At 54.5% G+C, this 13,829-nt stretch carries 15 protein-coding genes and 2 pseudogenes; 9 read left to right on the forward strand and 8 right to left on the reverse strand.

Going from position 1 to position 13,829, the window contains the following annotated elements:
• The 5 genes and pseudogenes from ACQ4N8_RS21865 to ACQ4N8_RS21885 all read left to right on the forward strand — a co-directional run.
• Nucleotides 1-224, forward strand: a pseudogene (locus tag ACQ4N8_RS21865) (hypothetical protein); the annotation flags it as partial.
• 673 nt (nt 225-897) lie between these two features.
• Nucleotides 898-1,244, forward strand: a pseudogene (locus ACQ4N8_RS21870) (PadR family transcriptional regulator).
• Between the two features lie 17 nt (nt 1,245-1,261).
• Nucleotides 1,262-1,603, forward strand: a complete 342-nt coding sequence (locus ACQ4N8_RS21875) for a DUF1048 domain-containing protein (RefSeq protein WP_430706466.1) — start codon at nt 1,262-1,264, stop codon at nt 1,601-1,603.
• Between the two features lie 153 nt (nt 1,604-1,756).
• On the forward strand, nt 1,757-2,518 hold the full coding sequence (locus ACQ4N8_RS21880; RefSeq protein ID WP_430706467.1) for an ABC transporter ATP-binding protein: 762 nt from the start codon (nt 1,757-1,759) through the stop codon (nt 2,516-2,518).
• Nucleotides 2,519-3,268 (forward strand): ABC transporter permease, encoded by a 750-nt coding sequence (locus ACQ4N8_RS21885; protein ID WP_430706468.1) that lies wholly within the window; start codon nt 2,519-2,521, stop codon nt 3,266-3,268.
• Nucleotides 3,269-3,545: 277 nt separating this feature from the next.
• On the opposite strand, the gene ACQ4N8_RS21890 is transcribed toward ACQ4N8_RS21885, so the two are convergent.
• From ACQ4N8_RS21890 to ACQ4N8_RS21915, 6 genes are all read right to left on the reverse strand, one after another.
• A complete protein-coding gene (locus ACQ4N8_RS21890) occupies nt 3,546-4,310 on the reverse strand; it encodes a hypothetical protein (protein WP_430706469.1) in 765 nt (254 codons plus the stop codon).
• On the reverse strand, nt 4,297-5,334 hold the full coding sequence (locus tag ACQ4N8_RS21895) for a M42 family metallopeptidase (RefSeq protein WP_430706470.1): 1,038 nt from the start codon (nt 5,332-5,334) through the stop codon (nt 4,297-4,299). Before ACQ4N8_RS21895 ends, ACQ4N8_RS21890 begins: the two co-directional genes overlap by 14 nt.
• A 47-nt stretch (nt 5,335-5,381) precedes the next feature.
• On the reverse strand, nt 5,382-5,738 hold the full coding sequence (locus ACQ4N8_RS21900) for a LapA family protein (RefSeq protein ID WP_430706471.1): 357 nt from the start codon (nt 5,736-5,738) through the stop codon (nt 5,382-5,384).
• A gap of 105 nt (nt 5,739-5,843) precedes the next feature.
• Nucleotides 5,844-7,634 carry an oligoendopeptidase F gene (gene pepF / locus ACQ4N8_RS21905; protein WP_430706472.1) on the reverse strand — a complete coding sequence of 597 codons (1,791 nt, stop codon included), beginning with the start codon at nt 7,632-7,634 and terminating at the stop codon, nt 5,844-5,846.
• A gap of 253 nt (nt 7,635-7,887) precedes the next feature.
• Nucleotides 7,888-8,058 carry a hypothetical protein gene (locus tag ACQ4N8_RS21910; RefSeq protein ID WP_430706473.1) on the reverse strand — a complete coding sequence of 57 codons (171 nt, stop codon included), beginning with the start codon at nt 8,056-8,058 and terminating at the stop codon, nt 7,888-7,890.
• 72 nt (nt 8,059-8,130) lie between these two features.
• A complete protein-coding gene (locus tag ACQ4N8_RS21915) occupies nt 8,131-8,364 on the reverse strand; it encodes a hypothetical protein (RefSeq protein ID WP_430706474.1) in 234 nt (77 codons plus the stop codon).
• Nucleotides 8,365-8,600: 236 nt separating this feature from the next.
• Here ACQ4N8_RS21915 and ACQ4N8_RS21920 point away from each other — a divergent pair, with 236 nt between their 5' ends.
• From ACQ4N8_RS21920 to ACQ4N8_RS21935, 4 genes are all read left to right on the forward strand, one after another.
• Nucleotides 8,601-8,798 (forward strand): cold shock domain-containing protein, encoded by a 198-nt coding sequence (locus ACQ4N8_RS21920; protein ID WP_018750471.1) that lies wholly within the window; start codon nt 8,601-8,603, stop codon nt 8,796-8,798.
• A 201-nt stretch (nt 8,799-8,999) separates the two neighbouring features.
• Complete coding sequence (locus ACQ4N8_RS21925) at nt 9,000-9,953, forward strand: helix-turn-helix transcriptional regulator (RefSeq protein ID WP_430706475.1); 954 nt, start codon at nt 9,000-9,002, stop codon at nt 9,951-9,953.
• Nucleotides 9,954-9,988: 35 nt separating this feature from the next.
• Nucleotides 9,989-10,411, forward strand: coding sequence for a VOC family protein (locus tag ACQ4N8_RS21930; protein ID WP_430706476.1), 423 nt, complete (start codon nt 9,989-9,991; stop codon nt 10,409-10,411).
• Between the two features lie 54 nt (nt 10,412-10,465).
• Nucleotides 10,466-11,356, forward strand: coding sequence for a hypothetical protein (locus ACQ4N8_RS21935; protein ID WP_430706477.1), 891 nt, complete (start codon nt 10,466-10,468; stop codon nt 11,354-11,356).
• Nucleotides 11,357-11,745: 389 nt separating this feature from the next.
• Here ACQ4N8_RS21935 and ACQ4N8_RS21940 read toward each other — a convergent pair whose 3' ends face one another.
• Nucleotides 11,746-12,393 (reverse strand): nitroreductase family protein, encoded by a 648-nt coding sequence (locus ACQ4N8_RS21940; protein WP_430706478.1) that lies wholly within the window; start codon nt 12,391-12,393, stop codon nt 11,746-11,748.
• A gap of 136 nt (nt 12,394-12,529) precedes the next feature.
• Nucleotides 12,530-13,723, reverse strand: a complete 1,194-nt coding sequence (locus tag ACQ4N8_RS21945; RefSeq protein ID WP_430706479.1) for an MFS transporter — start codon at nt 13,721-13,723, stop codon at nt 12,530-12,532.
• Nucleotides 13,724-13,829 lie beyond the last annotated feature (106 nt).

Here is a 13,829-nt window from a genome sequence, read left to right on the forward strand (position 1 = left end):
TTAGAGAGGCGTGGGAATCGCTGAAGAGTACGTATGTAGCCTTGGGCGTGAAGCATCTGCAGGCGTATCTGAACGAGTACACCGTGCGCCGCCGGCTGCGCCTACCCGGAACGGAAGAAACGATGCGGCAGACGTTGCTGCGCATGTGTATGGCGGTTCCGGCGATTACCTATCGGAAATTGATCGCGCGCCAACCGAATCAGCCCCTTGCGGCTGCCGCCTGATCGAGGCGCTTGAACGGTAGGGATTAGCATGATGCGGTTTAACTTGATGGGGTGGGTTAGCATATGCGGTGCGGGCATTGCTGTAGACAGAAGGGGGGGCAGGCTGCAGCGAAATCACGGTCTTTATGCTTCCCCGCATCTTGTCCTCCGTCTCCCGTCCGGTCTGCTTCACTTCTCCAATCTGCCTCCTTCTCCAAATCTGCTTTCTTCTCCTAAGACCGTCTAATGATCTCGAACCTATCTGCTTACCCACAAACATATTTTCTCCCCCCCCCCGCCCCCGAGCTTGTCTGTTTCACTGCTACCTGATCAAACGGGATAATCGTGCAAAGCGTCAGGACAGTGATTGTTGATCTGCCGCCCAACCCATCGCGCAGGTGGAAAGGTAGGAAGGAAAGAGGGAGGGGGGGACGTTAGGAAAATCCGGTTGACATCCCATCTACTGCGTGTTACGATGTACCAGGTAGTAAGTCGCACAAGATACCTGCACCACTGAATAGTGATGTTGCAAAAAATGTTTTAGAAAATGAGTTGACTATCTAACTACTCAGTGATACAATGTACATGTAATAAGCAATACTGAATAGCGAGGTTTCCCAAAAGCTATTCAGTAAAAATTTTCCTCGGTACTACGTTATACTGAATATACGTCAGACAGAATAGGGGCCTGAACATGGAAAATTTGACTGAAATGCTGAAGGGTTCGCTGGAAGGCTGTGTGCTGGAAATCATTAGCCGACATGAAACCTATGGCTACGAAATTACCCGCCGCCTGAACGAGCTTGGTTTACCGAAGTCGTAGAGGGGACAGTCTACACCATCCTCGTGCGTTTGGAAAAGAAAAAGCTGGTGAACTTGGAAAAGAAATCGTCGGATATGGGGCCGCCCCGCAAGTTTTACTCACTTAATGAGGCCGGTCGTCAGGAACTTGAATTGTTTTGGGAAAAATGGGATTTTGTATCATCGAAAATCAAGATATTCCGTCCGATATTTTGGAGTGTCTTGTTCAGTTGTATATAAAAAGGAGGAAAAATAACATGATGGAAATGTTCAAAAAAATGATTGGTGATAAAAAAGAGTACAAGTTGATGATGGCACGGGTTGATGCCCTGCCAGAGGACTACCAGTTTGTATTTAAGAAAATTCAAAACTACATGTGGAATTTCGCAGCAGGCAACGGGATGGATATGCTGCACTTACAGTATGAATTAATCGAGTTGTTCGAAGCCGGTGCGGCGGAAGGCAGACAAGTGCTGGATATTACCGGGGACGACGTGGCGTCCTTTGCCGACGAGCTAGTGGTAAACTCTAAAACTTATTTCGCCAAGTATCGTGAAGATTTGAATCAGAGTATCCTGGAACGATTGAGAAAAAAATAAACTCACTAGATCATACCGAAGATCATACCGACTGAATGGCTGGTTACTAATGTGAATTGCCACCTTCGCTATTCAGTTATATTTTCGACCGGGTAATGAGTCATACTGATAATCAGTCATACTAAATAGAAGACTATCAAGGAGGAATAAAGCATGAGTAATGCAGCGATTTCTGTAAAAGGGTTAAAAAAATCTTTTAAAGACAAGGAAGTCTTAAAGGGAGTGGATTTTGAGGTGCGGCGTGGCGAAATTTTCGCACTGCTGGGCTCAAACGGAGCGGGCAAGACGACGACGGTCAACATCCTCTCGACGCTGATGAAGCCCGATGGCGGCGAAGCAAGTATTTGCGGCTTTGACGTCCAGCGTCAACCGGATCGTATTCGTCAGAGCATCAGCCTGACAGGGCAGTTCGCCGCTATAGACGGCATGCACACCGGGCGAGAAAACCTGATCATGATCGCCAAGTTACGGGGAGTTTCCAATCCCGCTCAAGTCGCCGACAATCTGCTTGCGAAATTCAGCCTGACCGATGCGGCGGGCCGCCGGGCGGACCAGTATTCCGGCGGGATGAAGCGCCGGCTTGACATCGCCATGAGCCTGATCGGGAGTCCAGCAGTCATTTTTCTCGACGAACCGACGACAGGACTTGACCCTGAAGCGCGGATCGAAGTCTGGGATACCGTCAAGGAGCTTGCCGGCAGCGGCACGACCATCTTGCTGACGACCCAGTACCTGGAGGAAGCCGAACAACTGGCGAACCGTATCGCCATCCTGCATGGCGGAAAAATCATCACGACCGGTACCCTTGCCGAACTCAAGGAGATGTTCCCGCCGGCGAAAGTGGAGTATATCGAAAAGCAGCCGACATTGGAGGAAATCTTCCTCGCGATCATCGGCAAAAAGGAGGAGATGTAAATGAAAACCAAAACAGGGGTATTGCTAGGACGATTAATGCGCAACATCATGCGCAGCCCGGATACGATTATTACGGTGGCGATTACGCCGATTATGATGATGCTGCTGTTTGTCTACGTATTTGGCGGCGCCATACAGTCAGGCACGGACAAGTACGTCAATTATTTATTGCCGGGAATCTTGCTGATGGCTATCGCATCCGGCGTCTCTTACACTGCCTTCCGGCTGTTTGGGGATGTAAAGAGTGGGCTGATGGCGCGTTTCATTACCATGCCGATCAAGCGCTCGTCGGTATTGTGGGCTCACGTGTTGACCTCGCTTGTTTCCAATGCGCTTACTGTCGTGGTAGTGATCCTCGTCGCGCTCTTGATGGGCTTCCGTTCAAGCGCTAATATCCTGGAATGGCTTGCGGTAGCCGGGATACTCGGACTGTTTACGCTGGCGCTGACATGGCTATCGGTCATTCCCGGATTGGCGGCGAAGTCTATGGAAGGGGCGACAGCCTTCTCGTATCCGCTGATTTTCCTACCGTTTATCAGTTCGGCCTTTGTCCCTACCGAAACCATGCCTAAGATTGTTCGTGTGTTCGCTGAGAACCAGCCCGTGACTTCCATCGTGAACGCAATTCGTGCCCTCTTGTATGAAGGGGCTGTTGGCAACGATATCTGGATCGCGCTTGCCTGGTGCGTCGGCATCATGGTCATCACTTACTTCTTCGCTATTAAAGCCTTTAAACGCCAGTTAGGGTAAGATCGCTTATCCCAAAAGAATTTATAGCGGGTAGTGCTCATTCGTAGATAATCAATGTCATTAACTTAAAGAACTATGGATTACATTTCAGTTGGAATGTGATTCATGGTTCTTTTCGATTGAACCAAAGGGAATAGGTACTGGCGTTGAGTATGATCCGGCATTCGTCGAGATGCTGAAACGGAAAACCGGGCGCGAGGCGAATGTAAAGGGAGTCCAGGGATCTTACCAGGTGGATTGCCAATAGAGTCTATGTCTTACCCTAACGAGTATCCGGCTACCGGATTGCAATGATCTGCTTCAGGTCGCGGGAGTCGCCGTTAAGTTTGGTTTCGGCGGCGTTCATTTGCGCCGAACCGTCGCCGTCGAGAAAGATGCCGTCGACGAGCTTGCCCTCGGCGATCGTCTCTTTGACGGCGGCGCGGAACGCCTCCGCCGTGCAGCGCGTGGGCGTGACGATCATCCATAGCCGGCCGTCATCGTCGTAGGCCAGCCCGGAGCGGAGCCGGTCCTCGTCCGGATTCGGCAGATGCTCGGCTTCTACCGCCGCCCGCCATCCGGCGTCGTCCTGCAGCTTCATGCTGACGCCGCCCTGGGCAAAGTAGCGGGAGCGGTCGGCGACCGTCAGCTCATCCGCGGCAGATACCACCTGTATGGAGAAGAGGCCGGCGGTCTCGTCCCACACCAGCGTGCCGCGCGCGTATTTGGCGTTAAACCAGCCGGAGCCGTAAGCGCCGGGCTTGCCCTGGACCGGCTGGTCACCGTTCACCGCGATCGACAGCACGGCGTTGTTGTAAAAAAAACCGCCGTTGATCCCGTATACGCGGTAACGCCCCAGCGGCCGGTCCGCCGCCCGCAGCTCGACCCGCTCCGGGTCCACGGCCAGCGCATGCAGCTTAACGCCGTTGACCGCGGCGGTTTCATGGTAGTTATAATGGTGGGGGAGCAGATAGCGGCTGCCCCACCATAACATCAGCAGGATGCCGATAAAGATCGCCGCAGCCGCGGCGATCCCCCAGCGCCGCCAATTAATCGGCGACATAGGCGGCGAGCAAGCGGGTCGTGTTGACGACCGCCTGCTTGTGCGTCCGCTCCATGGCGTGCGAGGCGTGCACGCCCGGCCCGATCAGCGCGGCGCGGATGTTATGGCCGCCGCGCAGCGCCGCGGAGGCGTCCGAGCCGTAATGCGGGTAGATGTCAACCGCGTGGGGAATGCTTAAGGCCCGGGCGAGCTCGATCAGCCGGCTGGTCATTTCGTAATCGTACGGGCCGGAAGAGTCTTTGGCGCAAATGGACACGTCGGTCTCCTTGCAGCTTAAATCGTCGCCCATCGCGCCCATGTCGACGGCGATCATTTCGTTTACGCCGTCCGGAATCCAGGAGGCGCCGTGTCCCACTTCCTCATAATTGGAGATGAGAAAGACCAGGTCATGCCGCGGCGTCCAGCCTTCGCGCCGGCTCGATTCCAGCAGGCCGAACAAGGCGGCTACGCTCGCTTTGTCATCGAGGTGGCGGGACTTCACGTACCCGCTTGGCGTAATGACGGCTCGTGCGTCGAAGGAAATGAAATCGCCGACGGAAATCCCCAGCTTCAGCACGTCGTCTTTCGTTTCCACGAGCTCATCGATCCGCACCTCCATGTTTTTCTCCTCGCGCTTGAAGTCGCGGGCGTCGCTGTACACGTGCACGGAAGGATGAGTCGAAAGGATCGTGCCCGTATAGACCCGGCCGCTGCGGGTGTGGATTTGGCAGTATTCGTTTTCGATGCTGTTCATCATGAATCCGCCGACGGACGTGATCGCCAGCGTGCCGTTCGGACGGATCGCGCGGACCATGGCGCCGAGCGTATCGACGTGGGCGCTAAGCGCAATCCGGCGCGACGAATCGCGGCCCGGAAGGGTCAGGATGGCGCCGCCTTTTTCGTTTAGCGAAAAAGGAATGCTGAGCGCCTCCGCCTCCCGCCGGATCAATGTCATGATGCCGTGCACAAAGCCGCTTGGGCTGGGTGTATCGAGGAGCGTTTTCAACAAGTTCAATATGTAGGTTTCATTCGGCTGGATATTCATGGGAAACCTCCTTAAGGGTTAGGGATGGCATTCATTCGCCGGATAGCTTAACTTTCGGGTACGGGGGGCTCTTCTTCCTGGGGCGGTTCGGCCTCGGCGGCTTTCTTCTTGCCGCGCTCCGGCTTTTCCGGTTCCGGGAACGTATAGCCGGTCGCGTCCTGAATATGTACGAGCTTGGCCTTCAAGCTTTTCACTTCCCGCTGCAGCCGGTATCCGCGATAGATGCCGAACGACCCAATGATGATTCCGCCGAGCAGCGTGCTGCCGAGGATCAGCAAAATCAGCGGAAGGCTGACCGAGCCGAACAGCAAATTCACCTGTACCGGATCGACGTTAATGACGGCAAACACTGCGGTAATCAAAGCGAAGACGAGGGCCAAAATCAAGGACCATTGGATTTTCATGAGGTAACACCTCCTTCTAGGACAGTATAAAATCCCTTGCCCGCTTGGGGCAAGGGATTTTCTGAAATCGGGCAATCTCCCGAAACGGCGAGGTTGTATCAGGGGTTATTTTGTCAATTGCTCCATTTGCGCGATAACTTCCTCGAACACGCTCATCGCTTCGCGGATCGGCTCCGGCGAAGACATGTCGACGCCGGCCTTTTTGAGAATATTGATCGAATAGTCGCTGCCGCCGCTCTTCAGGAAGCCGAGGTAGCGGTCCACCGCCGGTTTGCCTTCCTCGAGGATTTGCTTGGAGAAGCTGGTCGCCGCGGAAAAACCGGTTGCGTATTTGTACACGTAGAAGCTGGTGTAGAAATGGGGAATCCGCGCCCATTCCATTTCGATGTCCTGGTCGACAACCATGTCTTTGCCGTGGTATTTCGCGTTCAGGTCGTAGTAGATTTCCGACAGCTCCTGCGGCGTAAGCGAATCGCCGGCTTCGGCGCGCTCGTGGATGATCTTCTCGAATTCGGCGAACATCGTTTGCCGGAACACGGTCGTCCGGAACTGATCTGCGTAATAAGTGAGCAGATACAGTTTTTGCTTCGGATCGGTCGACTTTTTCAGCAGGTAATCCATCAGCAGGGCTTCGTTGGTCGTCGAGGCGACCTCGGCCAGGAAGATGGTGTACTGGGCGTCGCGGTATTTCAGGGCTTCGTCCGAGAAATAGGAGTGCAGGGCGTGGCCCATTTCATGCGCCAGCGTAAACATACTGTTGAGGTTGTCCTTATGGTTGAGCAGCACGTAAGGATGGGTGCCGTAAGCGCCCCAGCTGTATGCTCCGGTGCGTTTGCCTTCGTTCTCGTAGACGTCGATCCAGCGGTCCTCGAAGCCCGAGCGCAGCATCTTCAGGTAATCTTCGCCCAGCGGCTGCAGGCCTTCCTCGACCATCTTTTTCGCTTCGTCATAGGTGATATCCCATTTGTATTCTTCCACCAGCGGAGCGAACAGATCGTACATATGAAGTTCGTCGACGCCCAGCAGCTTTTTGCGCAGCTTCATGTAGCGCTGTAGGAGCGGCAGGCTTTCATGGATCGTGTCGATCAGGTTCGTGTACACTTCCTTCGGAATGTTGTCGCCGTAGAGGGACATTTCCAGCACGGAAGGGTATTTGCGCACCCGCGAATAAAACATGTTTTTGTTAACATTGGAGCTCAGCGTGGCCGCGATCGTATTTTTTTGCTTGCGATATGTTTCGTAGACGGCTTTGAACGCGCGCTCGCGCACCTCGCGATTTGGGTTCTCCAGGAACTGGATGTAACTGCCGTGCGTCAAGTCGGCTTCGTTGCCGTTTTCGTCCTTGATTTTCGGGAATTTCATGTCCGCGTTATTGATCATGCCGAAAATTTGCTGCGGCGCCTGCGACAGATTGCCGACCTGGGCGAGCAGCGCTTCTTCCGTTTTGCTCAGCACGTGCGCTTTCTCGCGTTTGATTTCCTGCAGGGTGAATCGGTATTCCGAAAGAGCTGGATCGTCGATCAGCCGATCAAGCTCTTGCTCAGGCAAGGCGAGAATTTCCGGAGTAACGAACGACAGCGCCTCGCTGACTTCCACGCTCAGTTTCTTCGCTTTTTGCACAAGTGCCTGATATGTAGGGTTGGTAGTATCTTCATCGTGGTTCAGGTGGGCGTACACGTAAAGCCGCTCGATTCTCAAAGACAAATCGTCTTCCAGCTCGAATACGGCTTTGATGCTCCCGGCATGGTTCAGCTTGCCTTCGAATTCGGCGGCTTTGTCCTTCAAAGACTTCAACTCGTTATACGATTTGTCCCAGGCCGCCTGATCGGGAAACAAATCCTGCAGCTTCCAGGTATTCTCTTGCGGTACCTCGGAACGTTTCACTACTGTGCTCATCGGAATCCTCCTTTGGTTTGGGTAAGATGTTAACGCGGATTGGCCCGCAGCGGTGCTGCTTGGTATTGTCGAAACCAGCAGGCAGCCGGACAGCAGAAGGGGGATGCAGCGTTTGATTCGCATAACCAGGAAACCTCCCTTTCATTGATCGGGAGCCCACGGTACGAGCCGGATGGAGTATCCGGCAAGCGATGGGCATTTTCCTAGTATGGCCGCCTGCTGCGGGAAATATTTGCCACCCGCGGATAAAGACTCAAGCCACGAAGCTGTAAACCATCAAGCCGAAAGCCACCGCGATCATGATGACCGTAAATAGGGCCAGGCCGCGCTTAAGCCGCGGGGGAATGTTGTCTTTGGACAAAATGAGCACGATGCCCAGGGCAAACGCGCAAATGAAGAAGATAAGAAAGTTGGAACTATCCATGATCGTTGCTCCGTTTCATCATAAAAGTTGGCGCTGCCGGACACCGATTGGTTAATCGGTCTTCGGGGTTGATTAAACCTGTTTGAAGGCGTTCATGATGTCGTCCCACTCCTCCAGATTGCCGGCGTACTCCTCTTTGGGAAACCGGCGCTTCACCCAATCCATCAAGGCAGGGCGGCTAAGGAACGTGTGGGATTCTTCGCCCCATTGGTCCGATATTTCGCGGAGGATGATGTACTTTCCTTGAACCTCTACCGTCATCATATTCCATTTGTCTTTTTTGTATATTTCGTGTTTTTTGATCATCGCTTGGGTTCTCCAATCTCGGCTTCCTGACACAGGTGTTTTAAGCCCGCGCAAATTTGGCAATATTTTATGTAAAATGATAACTCACGCCCCGGTGGAAAGCAAATAAAACCGTACGTCCCACCGCTCCCCAACCGAGTTATCTTTGGGGAATTGACACGTTGCATTGTCCGTGGGCATAGAGTATAATATGGATATTCGTCAATGATGACGATTATTTTTAGGAGGTTGTTCATTTGAAAGGTACAGTTAAATGGTTTAACGCAGAAAAAGGCTATGGCTTCATCCAAGTTGAAGGTGGCGAAGACGTATTCGTACACTTCTCCGCGATTCAAGGCGACGGATTCAAGACTCTAGAAGAAGGCCAAGCCGTAGAATTCGAAATCACTGACGGCAACCGTGGTCCTCAAGCTGCTAACGTAATCAAATTATAAGATCACTTCCGGAAACGGATCACTTATAAAGTTTGGTTCCAAGCGCGATAATGAAAGGCACAGCTCTTTATAGGGCTGTGTTTTTTTGTATATACGGCGCGTTATCTGTGGCGCCCGGGTGTACATCATCTTCAGAATCGGTGACAGACTGTTGTCACCATTCCTTTGTTATAGTGAAAATGAACGGGAGGCGGAGGCAGGATGAACCGAATGGACCGGATGATGGCGATCGTCATGGCGCTGCAGCAGCGTCCGGAGACGGCCCAGTCCCTCGCGGACAAGCTGGAGGTGTCCAAGCGCACGGTGCTGCGCGACATGCAAGCGCTCTCGGAGCTTGGCGTTCCGCTGTATGCGCTGCCGGGACCCGGCGGCGGCTACCGCCTGATGGACGGGTTCCGGCTGCCGCCGCTGCAGCTTGACGCCGGGGAGGCCTTGACCGTCCTGCTGGCGCTGGACGGCATGGCCAAGTACAGCGACAGTCCCTTCCAGCAGGCGAAGTGGACCGTCGCCGACAAGATCCGTTCCGCCTTGCCCGAGCAGATGCTGGGGCAAATCGGCCCGCTGCTCCGGCACGTGGAGATGGAGGTGCCGGATCGGGGCATCCAGACGCCTCACCTCGGCGCCTTGATGGGTCATGCCGCCGATGGGCAATGGCTGCGCGTGTTGTACCGCTCGCAAAATTACCGCCGGCATTTGACGATGCGTCCCCTGCGCGTATATGCCGCGCACGGGTTCTGGTACTGCGAAGCCGAATCCCTGGAGCACGGCGAGAAGCGGACGTTCCGCGTCGACCGCTTCGAGGACATCGCCGCGACCTCTCCCCCGCCGGCTGCGAAAGCGGGCAGGGGGGAGGCGGCGGCAGGGGATCAGCGATCCCCGGAATCGGCGGCGGCTGAGCCGGCGCTTATCCATCTCCACGTCAAGCTGTCCTATCGGGGTTCTCTGATGGCGGAGCAGGACCCGCATTTCGGCCACGAGGTTCAGCAGGTCAGCGAGGAGGAGTGGCTGCTCGATTGCCGGCTGCCGGTTTCGGAATGGAGCTGGGCGGTGTCGTTCTTTTTTGCCATGGGCCCGGAAGCCGAGGTGTTGGAACCTCAGCGGATGCGGGAGGATATTCGTGACCGCGCTCGGGTACTGGCCGAAAAATACCGGTAGTCCTTAGGTCGATCAATAATGAAGGAGATGATGGAATGAAACCGGGAATCATGGTGTTGACGCTTGGCGTGGAGGATCTGGATAGATCGTTACGGTTTTACCGGGACGGGCTGGGATGGTCTACGGACGGGATCGTCGGCCAAGAGTTTGAGCACGGTGCCGTCGCTTTTTTCGATTTGCAGGCAGGTTTGAAACTGGCCGTGTGGAAACGTGAGGATATCGCCCATGATACCCGTTTGAAGTTGACCCCTCCAAGTCCCACGGAGTTTACGTTAGGCCATAATGTGGCGAGCAAAGCGGAGGTAGACCGGGTCATCGAGCAGGCGAGGCAGGCGGGAGCCGTCATTACGGTCGAGCCGCATGACGCCTTTTGGGGCGGGTATTCCGGTTATTTCCAGGATCCCGACGGCCATTTGTGGGAAGTCGTTTGGAATCCGCAGTGGGTATTCGAAGCTTAGGCGGGTAGCTGAATAAACGGACGCGAGCTTAATCGCGAAGGGAGCGAAAGGGTTATGGGAATAAAAGAACGGCAAGCTTTGGAACGCGGAAAAACGTTCATTTATACGCATGCGCGCCTGCTGGATCGGATGCGCTTTGCTTATCACTTTGAAAACGGATCGGCGGAGGACGTGTTGACGGCACTCCGCCCGTATCAGAATGCCGACGGCGGATTCGGTCACGCCCTGGAGCCCGACATGCGCTGTCCGGACAGCCAACCGGTAACTACGGAAACGGCGTTGCTGGTGATGCGCGAAACGGACGGATTCGAGTCCGCGCTGATGGACGGCATGCTTACGTATCTGCGGGATATATCGCTTCCGGGCGGCGGGTTGCCGAGGGCGACGACCGAAGTGAACAAGTACCCGCATGCCCCTTGGTGGACCACGGAGCAGGACGGGATTGCTTCATTGAATCCGACCGGGAGCATCGTCGGGATGCTTCTTGAGCCGAAGCAACGCCGGGATTTCTGCGAGGAGAGCTGGTTTCAGAGCCAGATCGGCTTCTTGTGGCGTTGTTTGGAGGAAGGTTTCCCCGGAGATTATCATGACGCCGTTCAGTGGATCTCGTTTTTGGAGCATGTTCCCGACCGCGACCGCGCGGCCCGGTTTCAATCCAGATTGGACGAATGGCTGAGCGGGCCGAACGGAATCGAGAAGGACCCGCAGGCCGGCGGCTATGTGCACAAGGTGTTGGACTACGCTCCGACCCCGGATAGCTACGCTTCCAAGCTTGTGTCGGAGCAGGAGATCAACCGGCATCTCGACTGGCTGCTCGATACGCAGCAGGAGGATGGAGGCTGGGGGTTGTCATTCCCGGCAGTTAGTCCGGCGGGAGAGCAGGAGTGGCGGGGGTGGCTGGCCGTAGATAGACTGAAGATCCTAAAGGCATACGGACGCCTGTAAGAGGTAGATCAAAAAGTCATCTTCGGATCACGAAGCTATTCATAGAAGGTTATTCGACATCGAATCTTGAATTCAGCCGGGCCAAGCGGATGCTTTCGAAGCATGTTTCCTACGGAAACATTTCCGTTGCTCACGTAGGCTTACCTACGCTGCGCTACTCCGTCCCTAGCTTCATCCAACCTTCTCGGTGCTCCAAACCTGACTTTTTGCTCTTTTATTGAAACGGTTGATCAAAAAGTCAGTTTTCGATCACGAAGCGATACAAGGAGCTTAATCGGCGTCGAATCTTGAATTCAGCCGGGCCATCCGTTGCTGTTCGCCAAAAAAAGAGGTTCCAAGCAGCTGCTTCGCTGCCGGAGACCTCTTTTTCGCACTTAGATGACTTGTCTTCAATCGACGATCCTTAAAATCTCCGCGACTTCCTTCCGGGGCACCGCCTTCGGCGCGATGGCCGGATGGCCTAACGCGATGACCATGTTTACTCCGCGGTCGGCGGGAATGTCGAGATACTCGCGCAGCTTGTCCTCCGCCAGCAGTACCGGGCCGGTCATCGGACAGGTGGCGAGCCCCTTGGCGTGAGCGGCAAGCATCAAATTTTGGGCGGCCAGGCAGCTGCTCTTTAACCCTTCTTCCTCCCAAACCTCGGGGGGCACGAATGTAATCGGATCGAAGATTTTCTCGCGAAATTTCGAAGTGTAGGGAGTGGAAAGGCAAACGACCAGCGCCGGCGCGCCGGAGAAGGCGGTAGCGTAGGGGCCAAACGATTTGACGAGCAGCTTCGCTTCCCGCTCCAATCCTTGTTCCGTAGCCCGCGCGGCGGTTTGGTGCAGGCTGTCCCAGGTAAACTCCTCGATCTGCTTGATTTTCTCAGCATTCATGACGATGATAAATTCCCAGGTTTGCGAATTCGTATCGCTTGGGGCGAACCGGGCGCAGTCGATGATGTCCTCGATATCGGCGAGGCCGACGGGCTCTTCGGTAAACTCCCGGATGCTGCGGCGGGTTTTAAGCACGTCCCGGAACAAAGCAAACTCCATGACTTTTCACCTGCTTCACTATTTTTTAATACCAGGTACTAAAACTTGATAATAACTATTATAAAGGAAGATTCGCCCTTTGAACAGGGACAAGCCAAAAAGGGGAAGGCCAAGCGATGGCCTTCCCCACGATCCTTTAAGCTTTATGCTCGTATTTCGAGCGGGCGCTCTCGCCCGGCTGCTTCTGAAAATAGCGGCTGGCGAAGCCGATGAACGCGATTAGCGAGGATCCCATGGCCACGAGGTAAAACGGCTGCCGGCCGAACTGCTCGAAGATGATGCCGCCGAAGGTGCCGCTGAGCAAACCGGCCAAACTGGACCACATGATCGTGTACAAGGCCATGCCCGTCGCCCGGAATTCGTCCGGGATCAGCCGGGTCAGCATGCGGATGGCCGTGACGTAAAAGATACCGAACGTCACCCCGTGCATCGCCTGGATGGCGAGAATGCCGTAAGCCGACTCGGTCAATCCCATGAGCAGGAAACGGACGGCGAACAGGAGGCTGGCGAACAGCAATAGCGGCAGCTCCTTATATTTTTCCCCATGGAAGCTGAGATAGATGAATACGGGAATCTCCGATAACGAAGAGGCCAGCATCGCCCAGCCGATAATGCTTTCGCCCGCGCCGAGCTCCTTTAAGGCAATCGAGAGGAACGCTTCGTTCATTCGCATGCCGATGGCCAGGACGAACACGCAGCCGAAAAACCATAAGAGCTCTTTTTGCCGCAGGATCGCCCATATTCCCGATAAGTCCATTTTGGCCACGGACGTGGGCTGGTCCTTGACGAACAGGATGAACGCCAGCGCCAGGCCGGCGATCGTGATCGATACCCACATCGTATTGGATGAGCCGACCCGGGCGAGCACATAACCGATCGTTAAGGCAAAGACCGCGTAGCCGAACGAACCGAACAGGCGAATGGAGATAAAGTTGATCCCGTGCTGCTTGGCCGTAGAGATCGAGATCGTGTCAGACAGCGGAAAAACGGGATAGAAGAAAAAGTAAAACACCGTGATCACCGCCATGATGACGGAAAACGAGGTGGAAGCGGACAGGATAAACGTCAAGGCGATCTGGCCGATAAGTAAAATAAGAAGAATCTTCTTGATCGTCCTGTAGCGGTCGCTGGCCAGGCTCCACAGCAGGTTCGAGACCAGCGAAATCATGGGGCCAAGCGCGTACAACAAGCCGATTTGGCTATTCGAAAATCCCAGTTGCGCGTAAAATAGCGGGAAATAGGAGGAAACAAGGACACTAGTTCCGTATACTGTAAAGGTAAAGGCGCGTAGCCAACCAATGTCGGGGCGGGCCGTCGGGCGAATTTTCATGCTGATTCCCAAACTCCGTTTCTTCATTAGTAATTGTTTGCTAGTATACCAGAAAAACGCGGATTCAGCGGTATAAAGTTTAACTTGCGATGCGTTGACGAAAATC

This window comes from Paenibacillus macerans, from assembly GCF_050565405.1.
In the GTDB taxonomy this organism is placed as follows: Bacteria; Bacillota; Bacilli; order Paenibacillales; family Paenibacillaceae; genus Fontibacillus; species Fontibacillus macerans_B.

Excerpts from the sequence above, each read along its gene's own strand:
- ACQ4N8_RS21875 (WP_430706466.1), top strand. The coding sequence starts at position 1,262 with ATGATGGAAATGTTCAAAAAAATGATTGGTGATAAAAAAGAGTACAAG.
- ACQ4N8_RS21880 (WP_430706467.1), top strand. The coding sequence starts at position 1,757 with ATGAGTAATGCAGCGATTTCTGTAAAAGGGTTAAAAAAATCTTTTAAA.
- ACQ4N8_RS21885 (WP_430706468.1), top strand. The coding sequence starts at position 2,519 with ATGAAAACCAAAACAGGGGTATTGCTAGGACGATTAATGCGCAACATC.
- ACQ4N8_RS21890 (WP_430706469.1), bottom strand. The coding sequence starts at position 4,310 with ATGTCGCCGATTAATTGGCGGCGCTGGGGGATCGCCGCGGCTGCGGCG.
- ACQ4N8_RS21895 (WP_430706470.1), bottom strand. The coding sequence starts at position 5,334 with ATGAATATCCAGCCGAATGAAACCTACATATTGAACTTGTTGAAAACG.
- ACQ4N8_RS21900 (WP_430706471.1), bottom strand. The coding sequence starts at position 5,738 with ATGAAAATCCAATGGTCCTTGATTTTGGCCCTCGTCTTCGCTTTGATT.
- pepF (WP_430706472.1), bottom strand. The coding sequence starts at position 7,634 with ATGAGCACAGTAGTGAAACGTTCCGAGGTACCGCAAGAGAATACCTGG.
- ACQ4N8_RS21910 (WP_430706473.1), bottom strand. The coding sequence starts at position 8,058 with ATGGATAGTTCCAACTTTCTTATCTTCTTCATTTGCGCGTTTGCCCTG.
- ACQ4N8_RS21915 (WP_430706474.1), bottom strand. The coding sequence starts at position 8,364 with ATGATCAAAAAACACGAAATATACAAAAAAGACAAATGGAATATGATG.
- ACQ4N8_RS21925 (WP_430706475.1), top strand. The coding sequence starts at position 9,000 with ATGAACCGAATGGACCGGATGATGGCGATCGTCATGGCGCTGCAGCAG.
- ACQ4N8_RS21930 (WP_430706476.1), top strand. The coding sequence starts at position 9,989 with ATGAAACCGGGAATCATGGTGTTGACGCTTGGCGTGGAGGATCTGGAT.
- ACQ4N8_RS21935 (WP_430706477.1), top strand. The coding sequence starts at position 10,466 with ATGGGAATAAAAGAACGGCAAGCTTTGGAACGCGGAAAAACGTTCATT.
- ACQ4N8_RS21940 (WP_430706478.1), bottom strand. The coding sequence starts at position 12,393 with ATGGAGTTTGCTTTGTTCCGGGACGTGCTTAAAACCCGCCGCAGCATC.
- ACQ4N8_RS21945 (WP_430706479.1), bottom strand. The coding sequence starts at position 13,723 with ATGAAAATTCGCCCGACGGCCCGCCCCGACATTGGTTGGCTACGCGCC.